This is a genomic window from Streptomyces achromogenes, assembly GCF_030816715.1.
GTDB lineage: Bacteria > Actinomycetota > Actinomycetes > Streptomycetales > Streptomycetaceae > Streptomyces > Streptomyces achromogenes_A.
Genome location: NZ_JAUSYH010000001.1, coordinates 5,448,318 through 5,461,997, shown reverse-complemented (window position 1 = coordinate 5,461,997; position 13,680 = coordinate 5,448,318). Strand labels below are relative to the sequence as shown.

13 protein-coding genes and 1 pseudogene are annotated in these 13,680 nt (G+C 72.8%); 9 read left to right on the top strand and 5 right to left on the bottom strand.

The window, feature by feature from the left end; genetic code table 11:
* Window positions 1–463: 463 nt before the first annotated feature.
* Window positions 464–1,045, bottom strand: a complete 582-nt coding sequence (locus tag QF032_RS24680) for a PH domain-containing protein (protein ID WP_306949615.1) — start codon at window positions 1,043–1,045, stop codon at window positions 464–466.
* Window positions 1,046–1,468: 423 nt separating this feature from the next.
* Between QF032_RS24680 and deoC the strand changes: the two genes are divergently transcribed.
* Genes deoC through QF032_RS24665 form a run of 3 tightly spaced genes read left to right on the top strand, consistent with a single transcriptional unit; the run spans window position 1,469 to window position 4,789 of the window.
* Window positions 1,469–2,431 carry a deoxyribose-phosphate aldolase gene (gene deoC / locus QF032_RS24675; RefSeq protein ID WP_057584762.1) on the top strand — a complete coding sequence of 321 codons (963 nt, stop codon included), beginning with the start codon at window positions 1,469–1,471 and terminating at the stop codon, window positions 2,429–2,431.
* A gap of 5 nt (window positions 2,432–2,436) precedes the next feature.
* Window positions 2,437–3,885 (top strand): aldehyde dehydrogenase family protein, encoded by a 1,449-nt coding sequence (locus tag QF032_RS24670; protein ID WP_307057514.1) that lies wholly within the window; start codon window positions 2,437–2,439, stop codon window positions 3,883–3,885.
* Window positions 3,878–4,789, top strand: a complete 912-nt coding sequence (locus QF032_RS24665; RefSeq protein WP_307045442.1) for an aldehyde dehydrogenase family protein — start codon at window positions 3,878–3,880, stop codon at window positions 4,787–4,789. The genes QF032_RS24670 and QF032_RS24665 overlap by 8 nt, the downstream gene beginning before the upstream one ends.
* Window positions 4,790–4,936: 147 nt before the next feature.
* On the opposite strand, the gene QF032_RS24660 is transcribed toward QF032_RS24665, so the two are convergent.
* On the bottom strand, window positions 4,937–5,344 hold the full coding sequence (locus tag QF032_RS24660) for a hypothetical protein (RefSeq protein WP_307057512.1): 408 nt from the start codon (window positions 5,342–5,344) through the stop codon (window positions 4,937–4,939).
* Between the two features lie 59 nt (window positions 5,345–5,403).
* On the opposite strand from QF032_RS24660, the gene QF032_RS24655 reads away from it, so the two are divergent.
* Window positions 5,404–6,111, top strand: a complete 708-nt coding sequence (locus tag QF032_RS24655) for a uridine kinase (RefSeq protein ID WP_307045438.1) — start codon at window positions 5,404–5,406, stop codon at window positions 6,109–6,111.
* A gap of 284 nt (window positions 6,112–6,395) precedes the next feature.
* Here QF032_RS24655 and QF032_RS24650 read toward each other — a convergent pair whose 3' ends face one another.
* Window positions 6,396–7,139, bottom strand: a complete 744-nt coding sequence (locus QF032_RS24650; RefSeq protein WP_306949623.1) for a SigE family RNA polymerase sigma factor — start codon at window positions 7,137–7,139, stop codon at window positions 6,396–6,398.
* A 725-nt stretch (window positions 7,140–7,864) separates the two neighbouring features.
* On the opposite strand from QF032_RS24650, the gene afsQ1 reads away from it, so the two are divergent.
* The 5 genes from afsQ1 to QF032_RS24625 all read left to right on the top strand — a co-directional run bounded on the left by afsQ1 (window position 7,865) and on the right by QF032_RS24625 (window position 11,848).
* Window positions 7,865–8,542, top strand: a complete 678-nt coding sequence (afsQ1, locus tag QF032_RS24645; RefSeq protein ID WP_173985586.1) for a two-component system response regulator AfsQ1 — start codon at window positions 7,865–7,867, stop codon at window positions 8,540–8,542.
* Window positions 8,539–10,128 (top strand): sensor histidine kinase, encoded by a 1,590-nt coding sequence (locus QF032_RS24640; RefSeq protein WP_307045436.1) that lies wholly within the window; start codon window positions 8,539–8,541, stop codon window positions 10,126–10,128. The genes afsQ1 and QF032_RS24640 overlap by 4 nt, the downstream gene beginning before the upstream one ends.
* A gap of 2 nt (window positions 10,129–10,130) precedes the next feature.
* Complete coding sequence (locus QF032_RS24635; RefSeq protein ID WP_307050284.1) at window positions 10,131–10,757, top strand: hypothetical protein; 627 nt, start codon at window positions 10,131–10,133, stop codon at window positions 10,755–10,757.
* A 239-nt stretch (window positions 10,758–10,996) separates the two neighbouring features.
* A complete protein-coding gene (locus QF032_RS24630; protein ID WP_307045435.1) occupies window positions 10,997–11,548 on the top strand; it encodes a VanZ family protein in 552 nt (183 codons plus the stop codon).
* Between the two features lie 96 nt (window positions 11,549–11,644).
* The gene (locus QF032_RS24625; protein ID WP_306949626.1) at window positions 11,645–11,848 is read left to right on the top strand and encodes a PspC domain-containing protein; all 204 of its coding nucleotides are present in this window, start codon (window positions 11,645–11,647) and stop codon (window positions 11,846–11,848) included.
* 129 nt (window positions 11,849–11,977) lie between these two features.
* Here QF032_RS24625 and QF032_RS24620 read toward each other — a convergent pair.
* Both QF032_RS24620 and QF032_RS24615 read right to left on the bottom strand, forming a co-directional pair.
* Window positions 11,978–12,332, bottom strand: a pseudogene (locus QF032_RS24620) (ATP-binding protein).
* A gap of 138 nt (window positions 12,333–12,470) precedes the next feature.
* Window positions 12,471–13,634, bottom strand: coding sequence for an adenosine deaminase (locus QF032_RS24615; RefSeq protein ID WP_307057509.1), 1,164 nt, complete (start codon window positions 13,632–13,634; stop codon window positions 12,471–12,473).
* Between the last annotated feature and the right edge of the window lie 46 nt (window positions 13,635–13,680).

Below are 13,680 nucleotides of genomic sequence, written 5' to 3'. Positions count from 1 at the left end.
ACACACCGCCCAAAGCTCCGCAGCCCCGCCGCGCCCCGAAACCCACCGCACGTCAGCCGAACCCCGAAGCCCACGCCCTGACACCCCGAAGCCGCGCCGCACCTCGCCCGAACCCCGAAGCACACGTCCAACGGACCGGCTCCCGCACCGCGCCCCGCCGACGCGACTGACGCCCGCCCGACGCTCCGCGGCCCCGCCTGACCAGACCGAACCCCGCGGAGCAGGCCCCGACAGACCGGCTCCCTCAGGGCCCCAACGCCGCGCCCCGAGACCCGAGGCGCACGCCCACCGCCCCGACCCCGCAGACGCACGGCCACCGCCCCAGAGCCCCAGAGCCCCAGGCGCACCCCCGCCGCCGCCGCCCCAAGACCCCAGGCACGCCCCGAACCGAAAGCACCCCTACCCGGACCCCATGCCGAAGCCCACGCCCACCCGGTCCCGAGGCATGCGCCCCCGCCCGGCCTCAGCCCACGGCCAGCAGGATTCCCAGCACCACGGCCCCCGCCGCGGCCGGGCCCAGGATCTCCCAGGCCCACCGCACGGACACCTCGCCCTGCGCGCTCTCCTCCTGCTGTCGCGCCTCCCACACCTCGCGCAGCTCGTCCACGTCCCGGTCGCCGCGAGCGCGCAGAGGAGCGTCCGCGGCACTCGCGCCGGCCCCGCCGAAGCGGCCGCTCTTCCCCCGGGCAGCCCGCTTGCGCGCCCGCAGCGAGACGGGAATGGACCACAGCTGGAACTTCTTCCCCGACACGGCGATCGCCTCGTTGGAGTAGCCGGACCGCAGCGTGGCGACCTGCCCCCAGGGCAGCACGATCAACCGGAACGGGTTGCGCACCCGCAGCCGGTCCGGGCCCGCGTACACGGCGGGCCGCAGCGTGAAGGCGATGATCAGCGGCACGACGAGGATCAGCGTCGCCAGCGCCAGCCAGGGGGTGCGCCCCTCGCCCGCGACGATCGCGTCGACGCCGAGCCAGGCGGCCAGCCCGAGCAGCGCCGCACCGGTGGCGACGCCCGCGGACGAGCGGTAGACCCGGTCCTTCGTCACGGGCTCCGGCGGCTCCTGGAACCCCGAAGCCGCCGGAGAACCCGGGTCCGCCGACGAGTCCGCGCCGGCCTGGGCGCCCGAAGCCGACCGGCCACCCGAGTCGGCCCCGGAACCCGGATCCGCCGGGGAACCCGGATCCGCCGGGGAACCCGCGTCCGCCGGGGAACCGGAGGGCCCGGGAGTCGCCGCGGGCCCCGGAGTCCCCGCGGGCCCCGGCGTGCCCGCGGGCCGTTCGGGCTCCGGGGCGCCCGCCGGCTTCGCGGGCCGTGGCTCTGGTGACTGGTCTTCCGGGCTCGTCATGGCCCCGATTGTGCCCGAAGCCCGCGATCCGCTCATACGCGGTGTCCCGGCGTGCGATGAGCGCCCGAACGGCTTCCGGGGGTGTACACCCGCTACGCGCGTAGATATGCTCGTCTGGTGACCATGCCCACCAATGCACCCACCGCAGCCCCGGCGCTCACCGACGTGACAGCGTCCGACGCCGCGTTGCGCCGCTTCCTCCACGGGCTGCCCGGCGTCGACGCGGTCGGCCTGGAGGCGCGCGCCGCCACGCTCGGCACCCGTTCCATCAAGACGACCGCCAAGGCGTACGCCATCGACCTCGCCATCTCGATGGTCGACCTGACGACGCTGGAAGGCGCGGACACCCCGGGCAAGGTCCGGGCGCTCGGCGCGAAGGCGGTCCGTCCCGATCCGACCGACCGGACGGCCCCCGCCACGGCCGCGGTCTGCGTCTATCCCGACATGGTGGCCGTCGCCAAGGAGGCCGTCGCGGGCTCCGCCGTGAAGGTCGCCTCGGTCGCCACCGCCTTCCCGGCCGGCCGCGCCGCCCTGGACGTGAAGCTGGCCGACGTCCGTGACGCGGTCGCCGCCGGCGCCGACGAGGTCGACATGGTCATCGACCGCGGGGCGTTCCTGGCCGGCCGGTACATGAAGGTGTACGACGAGATCGTCGCCGTCCGCGAGACCTGCGGGACGGCCGCCCGCCTCAAGGTCATCTTCGAGACCGGCGAGCTCTCGACGTACGACAACATCCGGCGGGCGAGCTGGCTCGGCATGCTGGCCGGGGCGGACTTCATCAAGACGTCCACCGGCAAGGTCGCCGTCAACGCCACCCCCGCCAACACCCTGCTCATGCTGGAAGCCGTCCGCGACTTCCGCGCCCAGACCGGCGTCCAGGTCGGTGTGAAGCCCGCCGGCGGCATCCGCACCAGCAAGGACGCGATCAAGTTCCTGGTCCTGGTCAACGAGACCGCGGGCGAGGACTGGCTGGACAACCACTGGTTCCGCTTCGGCGCCTCCTCGCTCCTGAACGATCTGCTGATGCAGCGTCAGAAGCTGGCCACCGGCCGCTACTCCGGCCCCGACTACGTGACGGTGGACTGATCACCATGGCTTCCGCATTCACCTCCGCTTTCGAGTACGCACCGGCGCCCGAGTCCCGCTCGGTCGTCGACATCGCCCCCTCCTACGGCCTGTTCATCGACGGCGAGTTCACCGAGGCGGCCGACGGCAGGGTCTTCAAGACCGTCTCGCCGTCCACCGAGGAGGTCCTCTCCGAGATCGCCCAGGCGGGCGAGGCCGACGTGGACCGTGCCGTGAAGGCCGCCCGCAGGGCCTTCGGCGCCTGGTCCGCGCTCCCCGGCGCCGAGCGGGCGAAGTACCTGTTCCGCATCGCCCGGATCATCCAGGAGCGCAGCCGTGAGCTGGCCGTCCTGGAGACGCTGGACAACGGCAAGCCGATCCGGGAGACGCGCGACGCCGACCTGCCGCTGGTCGCCGCGCACTTCTTCTACTACGCGGGCTGGGCCGACAAGCTCGACCACGCCGGGTTCGGGTCCTCGCCGAAGCCGCTGGGCGTGGCCGGCCAGGTCATCCCCTGGAACTTCCCCCTGCTGATGCTGGCGTGGAAGATCGCCCCGGCGCTCGCCACCGGCAACACGGTCGTCCTGAAGCCGGCCGAGACCACGCCGCTGTCCGCGCTGTTCTTCGCGGACGTCTGCCGTCAGGCCGGTCTGCCCCGGGGCGTCGTCAACATCCTGCCCGGGTACGGCGACACGGGGGCGGCGCTCGTCGCCCACCCCGACGTGAACAAGGTGGCCTTCACCGGTTCCACGGCCGTCGGCAAGGCGATCGCGAAGACGGTCGCGGGCAGCCGCAAGAAGCTCACGCTGGAGCTGGGCGGCAAGGGCGCCAACATCGTCTTCGACGACGCGCCGATCGACCAGGCCGTCGAGGGCATCGTCAACGGCATCTTCTTCAACCAGGGCCAGGTCTGCTGCGCGGGCTCCCGTCTCCTCGTCCAGGAGTCGATCCAGGAGGAGCTCCTGGAGTCCCTCAAGCGCCGGCTGTCGACGCTGCGCCTCGGCGATCCGCTGGACAAGAACACGGACATCGGCGCGATCAACTCCGAGGAGCAGCTGACCCGCATCACCTCGCTCGTCGAGCAGGGCGAGGCGGAGGGCGCGGAGCGCTGGTCCCCGGCCTGTGAGCTGCCGAACGCCGGCTTCTGGTTCGCGCCGACGCTCTTCACGAACGTCACCCAGGCCCACACCGTGGCCCGGGACGAGATCTTCGGCCCGGTCCTGTCGGTCCTCACCTTCCGCACCCCGGACGAGGCCGTCGCCAAGGCCAACAACACGCCGTACGGCCTGTCGGCGGGCGTCTGGACGGAGAAGGGCTCCCGCATCCTCGCGGTGGCGAACAAGCTCCGGGCCGGCGTCGTCTGGTCCAACACGTTCAATAAGTTCGACCCGACCTCGCCGTTCGGCGGGTACAAGGAGTCGGGCTTCGGCCGCGAGGGCGGCCGCCACGGCCTGGAGGCGTACCTCGATGTCTGACAAGTCCGAGAAGACCGAGCAGCCGCGTCTGAGCGTCTTCAAGACCTACAAGCTGTACGTCGGCGGGAAGTTCCCGCGTTCGGAGAGCGGCCGGGTGTACGAGGTGACCGACGCACAGGGCAGGTGGCTGGCCAACGCGCCGCAGTCGTCCCGCAAGGACGCGCGTGACGCGGTGGTCGCCGCGCGCAAGGCGTTCGGCGGCTGGGCCGGGGCCACGGCGTACAACCGGGGCCAGATCCTCTACCGCGTCGCGGAGATGCTGGAGGGTCGCCGGGGGCAGTTCGCCCGTGAGGTCGCCGACGCCGAGGGCCTGTCCAAGTCCAGGGCGGCCGCGGCGGTGGACGCGACGATCGACCGCTGGGTCTGGTACGCGGGCTGGACCGACAAGATCGCCCAGGTGGTGGGCGGCGGGAACCCGGTCGCGGGCCCGTACTTCAACCTCTCCTCGCCGGAGCCGACGGGTGTCGTGACCGTCCTCGCGCCGCAGGACTCGTCCTTCCTGGGCCTGGTCTCGGTCGTCGCCCCGGTGATCGCCACCGGCAACACGGCCGTCGTGATCGCGAGCGAGCGCTCGCCCCTGCCGGCACTGTCGCTCGGCGAGGTGCTGGCCACCTCCGACCTGCCCGGCGGCGTCGTCAACGTCCTCTCCGGCCGCACTGCGGAGATCGCGGCGCCCCTGGCGTCCCATCAGGACGTCAACGCGATCGACCTCGCGGGCGCCGACGAGGCGCTGGCGAAGGAGCTGGAGATCGCCGCGGCCGACAACCTCAAGCGCGTCCTTCGTCCACAGGCTGTGGACGACTGGGCGGCGACTCCCGGCATCGACCGCATGACGGCCTTCCTGGAGACCAAGACCGTCTGGCACCCCACGGGCTCCCTGGGCGCGTCCGGCTCGTCGTACTGACGACGGCCCCGGGGCTTCGCGTCGGCGCCCCCTACCAGCGGGGCCGCGCCTCCTCTCCGTCCGGAGGAGACGCGGCCCGAGACCGGGAGCCGCGTCACCCTCCGTCGGAGGGCGGCGCGGCTCCCGTCTTTCTGCCGTGCGGGGCGCTCAGCCGCCCAGCACCTTCGTCACCTCGCCCAGCACCGGGATCGACCCGATCGACTGCGCCTGGGCGACCGGGGCGGTCAGCATCTGGGAGGTCAGGGGCTGGAAGTCGGCGAGCTGGGTCCCCACGCCGTTGTCCAGGGGGTCGACGCCGGTGCCCGCGAGGGGGTTGGGCTTGAGGCCGGAGACGGCGCCGGTGACGTACGGCAGAGCGCCCAGCGCCCCCTGCACGCCCGCCTGCGGGTCGATCGAGCCGATCGAGGTGGGCCGGCTGTTCAGCGCGCCGAGGACCGGTTCGCCGGTCGCCGCCGAGGCGGCCGAGGCGCCCGCGCCCAGCGCCACCCCGGCGGTCGCGAGGACGGCGAGGGCGCGCCGGCCGGTGGAGGTGTGGGAGGAGTCGTGTCGGGCCATCGTCGATGCCGCCTTCTGATGCGCAAGGTGATCAGGTCGCCACGAAGGGTAGTTGAGATGTGACGCGCGCATCAAAGCCGACCCGCGGGGTCGTTGACGGACCGGGTGATGCCTCACACTGGTGTCCTGTGACGCCCCCTCCGCCCATACCGACGCGAGTCGTGCTGCTCTGCGGCCCTTCCGGCTCCGGCAAGTCCCTGCTCGCGGCCCGCTCCGGCCTGCCTGTGCTGCGGCTCGACGACTTCTACAAGGAGGGCGACGACCCGACGCTGCCGTCGGTCGCCGGCAGCTCCGACATCGACTGGGACCACCCCGACTCGTGGGACGCGGCCGCCGCCGTCGCCGCGATCGTGGACCTGTGCGGCACCGGGCGCACACATGTGCCCGTCTACGACCTCTCGCTCAGCGCGCGCACCGGCGAGGAGGCGGTCGAGATCGGGCGCACCCCGCTGTTCATCGCCGAGGGCATCTTCGCCGCCGAGATCGTCGTCCGCTGCCGGGAGCTGGGCGTCCTGGCCGACGCGCTGTGTCTGAGCCGCGGTCCGGTGAAGACCTTCCGCCGCCGCTTCCTGCGCGATCTGAGGGAGGGCCGCAAGTCGGTTCCCTTCCTCCTGCGGCGCGGCTGGCGTCTGATGCGCGCCGAACGCTCCATCGTGGCCCGGCAGACCGGGCTCGGCGCTTACGCCTGCGACCGTGACGAGGCGATGGGCCGCCTGGCCGCCGCCGCGGCGGGCCGCCGCGCCGCCGGCACGCGAACCGCCGTCTAGCGGCCCCTCGTTCGCCCGGATCGGGCCCGGACGCACGGGGCGGCCTCGGGGACCGGACCGGCGCTCAGGACGCGGCGACGCGAGGCGACGCGAAAAAGCGGGACTGGACGGACCCCCCGGCCCTCCAGCCCCGCTCCCCCGTGCTTCCCCCGTGATCCCCCGTGTGGTGCTTCCCCCGTGCTTGCGCGGTGCCGCTCCCCGTACGTCCCCCGTCGGGTCCCCCCGGCACCGCTCCCCCGTTCACCGGCTCCCCTGAGCGGAGCCGGGCCCTCCCCCGTTCACCCTCAGGCGACAAGCTCCCCGAAGGCGTCCTCCTCGTCACGGCCGAAGCTGAGGACCTCGTCCTCGCGCAGCCGGCGGAGCGACCGCCAGATGCTCGACTTCACCGTGCCGACACTGATGTCGAGGATCTCCGCGATCTCCGGGTCGGTGCGGCCCTCGTAGTAGCGCAGGACCAGCATCGTCCGCTGGAGTTCGGGCAGCCGGGCCAGCGCCTGCCACAGGACGGCGCGCAGTTCGGTGCCGCGCATCGCGTCCGTGTCGCCGGGCGTCTCCGGCAGTTCCTCGGTCGGGTACTCGTTCAGCTTGCGGCGGCGCCACGCGCTGATGTGCAGGTTGGTCATCGTCCGGCGGAGGTATCCGCCGACCGCGGCCTTGTCGCTGATCCGCTCCCATGCCCGGTACGTCGAGAACAGGGCGCTCTGCAGCAGGTCCTCGGCCTCGAATCGGTCGCCGGTGAGGTGGTACGCGGTGGCGTACAGGGAGGCGCGGCGCTCCTGGACGTAGGCGGTGAACTCCGCCTCCGTCAGGGAGCGACGCTCCCCCGAGTCCTCCCCGTACGCGGCTCCCCCGTGAGCCGCCTGCTCCCCCGTGTCGACGACCGCCATGAGGGGGGCGTGCTGACGCCCGATGCCGCGACCGCACCCCCGCCCGGTCACAGCACCGGACTTCTCGGAACCCCGGTTCACGTCGTGCAGACGCGTGACGACCGCGACTGCGTTGGTGCTCATACCGTGCAGCGTGTTCATCTCGCGCCCCCCGTCGTGGACTTACGGTGTTCGGTCCGGTGCTCGGCCGGGTTCCGCGGTGTTCGTCTTCCGCGTCGCCCCGCCTTGTGACCAAAAGACTGCCCGGGGCACTTCATCGCCGTGTCCGCCGTCTGTCACAGACCTGTCACAGGGGCCTGTCACGGGAACACCACAGCCGCTTCACAGCCCTGCGCGGTACGGCAGTTGGCCTGGTCGCCGCAGGTCACCGCCGAGGGACACAGGGGGGCGGTCCGGGACCCGGGGCGGCCCGCGGGAGCGGTCACGGGGATGGTCAGCGGGGGCTCTCCGAGGAAGCACCGCACGGCAGGGACCGCCCCGCCGCGCCGAGGGCGGCGGGAGCCGGAGGCGGCGGTGACCTCGAGGGCGGCGGGGAGCCGCGCGGGTCACCGGCCGGTCTCCCGTCGCGCCTCGGCCGGTGGCGAGGAGCGGCCGATCCCGTCTCGCCGGGGCCGGTGTCTCCGCGGCCGGGACGGCCGGACCCGCGCATCCGCGCGTCCGCGAAAGAGCGCCCGGCTCGCCGAAACCGCAGGTCTGCGGCGTGTGAACCGGTCCTGCGTACGCCTCTGGCGCAGGTGTTCGCGGCCTTTCCCGGGGCCCTCGCGCGCCGCCCGCGCCGCCGGAACGGTCGCCGCGCGGCGACCGCGCCCGGACCGGCACCTACCCACAGGTCGAACGACAGCACCCTCATAGGCCAGAATGAGCCCGTGCCTTCCCTGTTGCTGATCGAGGACGACGACGCCATCCGCACGGCCCTGGAGCTCTCACTGACGCGCCAGGGGCACCGTGTGGCGACCGCTGCGAGCGGTGAGGACGGTCTGAAGCTCCTGCGCGAGCAGCGGCCGGATCTGATCGTGCTGGACGTGATGCTGCCCGGCATCGACGGTTTCGAGGTCTGCCGTCGCATCCGGCGCACCGACCAGCTGCCGATCATCCTGCTCACCGCGCGCAGCGACGACATCGACGTGGTGGTCGGGCTGGAGTCCGGCGCCGACGACTACGTCGTGAAACCCGTGCAGGGCCGGGTGCTGGACGCCCGGATCAGGGCGGTGCTGCGGCGCGGGGAGCGCGAGTCGAACGACTCGGCGACCTTCGGCAGCCTCGTCATCGACCGCGCGGCGATGACGGTCACGAAGAACGGCGAGGACCTCCAGCTCACCCCGACCGAGCTGCGGCTGCTGCTCGAACTGAGCCGCCGGCCCGGCCAGGCGCTGTCCCGGCAGCAACTGCTGCGGCTGGTGTGGGAGCACGACTACCTGGGCGACTCGCGGCTGGTGGACGCCTGCGTCCAGCGGCTGCGGGCCAAGGTGGAGGACGTGCCGTCCTCCCCGGTCCTGATCAGAACCGTGCGCGGCGTCGGCTACCGCCTGGACGCCCCTCAGTGACACAGCCGCAGGGGGGGCTCCGCGGCTGGTCCGCGGCGCGCAAGGGAAGAGTGTCACGGCTGCGTCTCACCAGCCTGCGTCTGCGGCTGGTGGTGGTCTTCGGCGCGGTGGCGCTGACGGCCGCCGTGTCCGCGTCCGGCATCGCGTACTGGCTGAACCGCGAGGCCGTGCTGACCCGCACGCAGGGTTCGGTGCTGCGGGACTTCGAGCAGGAGATGCAGAACCGGGCGGGTTCGCTGCCGGAGCGTCCCTCGCAGGACGAGCTCCAGCACACCGCGGGGCAGATGGCCACCAGCAGCCAGCGGTTCAACGTGCTGCTGGTGGGCGCGGACGACAGCGGCAAGACCGTGTACGGCAACTCCAACGGGCTCAACGGGTTCTCCCTGGAGGACGTCCCCGAGTCGCTGCGCACGGCGGTGAACAAGCAGCAGGACGTGACCGGCGGCAACAAGTCGCCGTACCACCTGTACTGGCAGCGGGTCGTGGACCACGGGACGCCGTACCTGGTGGCCGGGACGCGGGTGAACGGGGGCGGGCCGACCGGCTACATGCGCAAGTCGCTGGCGCCGGAGGCCAAGGACCTCAATTCGCTGGCCTGGTCGCTGGGGATCGCCACCGCCCTCGCGCTGGTCGGGGCCGCGCTGCTCGCGCAGGCCGCCGCCACGACCGTCCTGAAGCCGGTGCACCGGCTGGGCGTCGCGGCGCGCCGGCTCGGCGAGGGACGGCTCGACACCCGGCTGCGGGTCTCCGGGACGGACGAACTCGCCGATCTGTCGCGGACGTTCAACCGGACCGCCGAGGCGCTGGAGAAGCGGGTCGACGACATGGCCGCCCGTGACGAGGCGTCCCGCCGGTTCGTCGCCGACATGTCGCACGAGCTGCGGACGCCGCTGACCGCCATCACCACCGTCGCGGAGGTGCTGGAGGAGGAGCTGGACGCCGAGTCGGGCAGCATCGACCCGATGATCGAGCCCGCGGTGCGGCTGGTGGTCAGCGAGACGCGGCGGCTGAACAACCTGGTGGAGAACCTGATGGAGGTCACCCGCTTCGACGCGGGGACCGCGCGGCTGGTCCTGGACGACGTCGACGTCGCCGACCAGATCACCGCGTGCATCGACGCGCGGGCCTGGCTGGACGCGGTCGACCTGGCCGCGGAGCGCGGCATCCACGCCCGGCTCGACCCGCGCCGGCTGGACGTCATCCTCGCCAACCTCATCGGCAACGCGCTCAAGCACGGCGGTTCGCCGGTGCGGGTGTCGGTGTCGGCGCAGGACGACTCGGTGGTCATCGCCGTGCGCGACCACGGGCCGGGCATCCCGGAGGAGGTGCTGCCGCACGTCTTCGACCGGTTCTACAAGGCGAGCGCCTCCCGGCCGCGTTCCGAGGGCAGCGGGCTGGGCCTGTCCATCGCGCTGGAGAACGCCCACATCCACGGCGGTGAGATCACCGCCGCCAACTCCCCGGAGGGCGGCGCGGTGTTCACGCTGCGGCTGCCGCGGGGCGTCGCCGAGCCGGCGGACCGGGACGGCGCGGACGGCGGCGAGCAGGGCGTGACGACCGGGCTGGACGAGGGGGACGCATCGTGACCATGGGCCGTGCGACCGTACGACGGCTGTGCGCCGCCGCGGTGCTGGCCGCCCTGGCCGGTCCGCTCGCGGGCTGCGGCATCCGGGCGACCGAGGTGCCGACCGACTTCGGTCCCGCGCCCTCCCGGGTGCGCTGCTCGCTCACCGACCTCGCCGTGTCTCCGCAGGCCGCGCGCGCGGGTGTGCCGGTGCGGGTGTTCCTGCTGTGCGGTTCGGCGCTGGTGGCCGTGGACCGCAGTGTGCGGGTGCCGGACGGCGCGGCCGGCCCCGCGCGGCGCGTGCTGGTCGCTCAGGGCCTGCTCGACCAGCTCGCCGAGTCGCCGTCGGCCGTCGAGAAGGAGGCCGGGTACACGACGGACGTGCGCGGCGCCATGACCGTGAGCGGTCCGGCCGCCAAGGACCCGGACGACGCACTGCGGCTGAGCGTCCCGCCCGGGGACCTCAACTCGTACGCGCTCGCGCAGGTCGTGTGCACCTTCTCCGACTCGGCGGCGGCCGAGGGCGACGGCTCGGTGATCCTCGGCGGTCCCGGCTCCGAGCCCGTGCGCCGCTACGAGTGCACCGACGAGGTCCGTTCGCGGCCCGGCAGCACGGAACCCCCGTCCACGGCCGTCACGAGCGGCGGCTGAGGGTCCGCCTCCTCCCGTCCCCTCCCGGCCCCCGCACTGCCCCGCGGGTCTCGTGCGGCGCCACCCCGGCCCACCCGACCGCTGGAGCGGCGGCCGGGTGTGTCGGACGCCTCACGCGGGGCCGGGCGTCGACGTCGTCGCAGGTCATCGTCTGTCGTGGCGCGGCGGGGCGGGGACCGGGCCGGGTGCCGGGCCGGTGGGCCGGAACCGATCGTGCCGGGGGGCGCGTCTTGGGGGGCGTGCAGCGTCAAGGCTCCATCGGCGGCAGCGCCGCGTACCGCATCCGCGCGACCGGGATTCTCTTCCTGGCCGCCCACCTCGTGTTCGTCGCCTGGGTCTCGCTGCGCCCACTGGACGTTCCCTGGGTGATGCCGGCCAATCTGCATCCGTTCGACGGGATCCGCGCCGATCTGAGGCTGGGCTGGCCCGAGGCGGCGTCGCGGATCGGCGCCGGACTCGCGCTGTTCGCCCCGTTGGGCGTCCTGCTCCCGCTGGTGCACGGCAGGCTGCGCGTGTCGCCGCTCGCCTCCCTGGTCCGTACGGTCACGGCGGGCGCGCTGCTGTCCCTGGCCGTCGAGTTGCTGCAGACGGGGGTGCCCGGTCAGGTCGCGGACGTCGACTCGCTGCTGCTGAACACGGCGGGCGTGGCCCTGGCGCACGTCGCGGTGGTGCCGGCGGTCCGCGGGTGGCTGCGTCGCCGGGAGGAGCCCGGGGGGCGTGCCGGGGTCCGGCAGGGGGAGCCGGCTCAGGGTCGCACCCCGAGGATTCCCAGGGTCGGTATCGCCCCGTAGAGCGACGCTTCGTCCCCTTCGTCACCGTAGCGTTGTCGTCAGAGGGAAGGCAGCCGCAAGGGCCGCCTCCGACGGACGCTCACGAAGGAGCCACAGATGTCCAGCCTCGCCCGCCCCACCCATGGCCGCATGATCGGCGGAGTGTGCGCCGCGCTGGCCCGCCGCTTCGGCACCTCCGCGACCACGATGCGCGTGATCTTCGTACTCTCCTGCCTGCTGCCCGGGCCTCAGTTCCTGCTCTACATAGCCCTCTGGATTCTCCTGCCGTCGGAGGACAAGGCGGCGCGCACCGCCTGGTGACCCGCCGTCGCAGCACGCCGCGGAACGCCGCGGAAACGCCGCGGAAACGCCGTCGGGGCGTGCCCGGTACGTACGGGCACGCCCCGACGGCGCGATGGGGTTTGCGGTGGGTGCGGCGGGCGACGCCACTCAGCCCAGCGGGATCCCGTTGACCGGCAGGCCGTGGGGTGGGCAGGCCCTGCAGCGGCAGACCGCCGAGCAGCCCGGAGACGGGCGCGGTGGGGCCCTCGGCGAGCAGCTTCCCGGCGACCGGCTGGGCGGCGGTCAGACCGGCGCCGAGCGCCGGCTGGGCCTGGGTCAGCACCTGGCCGGCGGCGGGCAGCGCCTGGGTCACGTTCTCCGCCGGCAGCGTGCGGGTGATGCCGTCCAGGGCCTGCGTGGCGTCCGGTACGGCGGGGGCGGCGTTGGCGGCGCCCGCCCCGACGGCGGCGAAGGCGGCACCGAGAGCGGCGACACCGAGGGTCTTGGCAGCAGACTGCTTCATGATGAATGCGTCCTCGAATGGGATACGGGGAACTGAGCGGTTCTCGACCGTAAACACGGGACGGGGTCAGCGGCAAACATCGAAATGCGGACGGTTGGTGAACACCCGCCCGCATTTCGTACGCCAAAGGTTTCGCATTCAGCTTTCTGTCGCCACAGAACCGCTGGTGGAGACGGTCTGCTGGAACAGCCATTCGGATTTCAGCTCGGCATATCCGGGCTTGATCACGTCACTGATCATGGCGAGTCGTTCATCGAAAGGAATGAATGCTGACTTCATAGCATTGACCGAGAACCAGGCGAGATCGTCGAGCGTGTAACCGAATGCGTCGACCAGGTGCTCGAATTCCCGGCTCATACTGGTGCCGGACATGAGACGGTTGTCCGTATTGACGGTGGTCCGGAAGTGGAGCCGGCGCAGCAGACCGATGGGGTGCTCGGCGTAGGAGGCGGCCGCTCCGGTCTGCAGGTTGGAGCTGGGGCACATCTCCAGCGGGACGCGCTTGTCGCGGACGTAGGAGGCGAGCCGCCCGAGCTTCACCGAGCCGTCGTCCGCGACCTCGATGTCGTCGATGATCCGCACGCCGTGCCCGAGCCGGTCGGCGCCGCACCACTGCAGCGCCTGCCAGATGGACGGCAGCCCGAAGGCCTCGCCGGCGTGGATGGTGAAGTGGTTGTTCTCGCGCTTGAGGTACTCGAAGGCGTCGAGGTGCCGGGTGGGCGGGTAGCCGGCCTCGGCGCCCGCGATGTCGAAGCCGACGACGCCCAGGTCCCGGTGGCAGTTGGCGAGTTCGGCGATCTCCAGGGCGCGGGCCGCGTGCCGCATGGCGGTCAGCAGGGCGCCGACGCGGATCCGGTGGCCGTGTCCGCGGGCCGCCCGTTCCCCTTCCCGGAAGCCCTCGTTGACGGCCTCGACGACCTGCTCGAGGGTCAGTCCGCCGTCGAGGTGCTGCTCGGGCGCGTACCGCACCTCGGCGTAGACGACGCCGTCCTCGGCGAGGTCCTCGGCGCACTCGCGGGCGACCCGCACCAGGGCCTCCCGGGTCTGCATCACGCCGACGGTGTGCGTGAACGTCTCCAGGTACCGCTCCAGGGAGCCGGAGTCGGCGGCCTCCCGGAACCAGAGGCCGAGCTTGTCGGGGTCCGTCTCGGGGAGGCGGGAGTACCCGGTCTCCCGGGCGAGATCGACGATCGTGCCGGGGCGCAGCCCGCCGTCGAGGTGGTCGTGCAGCAGAACCTTGGGCGCCCGCCGGATCTGATCCGGGCTCGGGGTGATGCCCGTCTGGATGCTCTGGCTCGTCATTTCCGCACTCTAACTCCTACGCGCGTAGATCACCTGTTGTACAACT

Excerpts from the sequence above, each read along its gene's own strand:
- QF032_RS24670 (WP_307057514.1), top strand. The coding sequence starts at position 2,437 with ATGGCTTCCGCATTCACCTCCGCTTTCGAGTACGCACCGGCGCCCGAG.
- QF032_RS24650 (WP_306949623.1), bottom strand. The coding sequence starts at position 7,139 with ATGAACACGCTGCACGGTATGAGCACCAACGCAGTCGCGGTCGTCACG.
- QF032_RS24665 (WP_307045442.1), top strand. The coding sequence starts at position 3,878 with ATGTCTGACAAGTCCGAGAAGACCGAGCAGCCGCGTCTGAGCGTCTTC.
- deoC (WP_057584762.1), top strand. The coding sequence starts at position 1,469 with ATGCCCACCAATGCACCCACCGCAGCCCCGGCGCTCACCGACGTGACA.
- QF032_RS24625 (WP_306949626.1), top strand. The coding sequence starts at position 11,645 with ATGTCCAGCCTCGCCCGCCCCACCCATGGCCGCATGATCGGCGGAGTG.
- QF032_RS24660 (WP_307057512.1), bottom strand. The coding sequence starts at position 5,344 with ATGGCCCGACACGACTCCTCCCACACCTCCACCGGCCGGCGCGCCCTC.
- QF032_RS24615 (WP_307057509.1), bottom strand. The coding sequence starts at position 13,634 with ATGACGAGCCAGAGCATCCAGACGGGCATCACCCCGAGCCCGGATCAG.
- QF032_RS24635 (WP_307050284.1), top strand. The coding sequence starts at position 10,131 with ATGGGCCGTGCGACCGTACGACGGCTGTGCGCCGCCGCGGTGCTGGCC.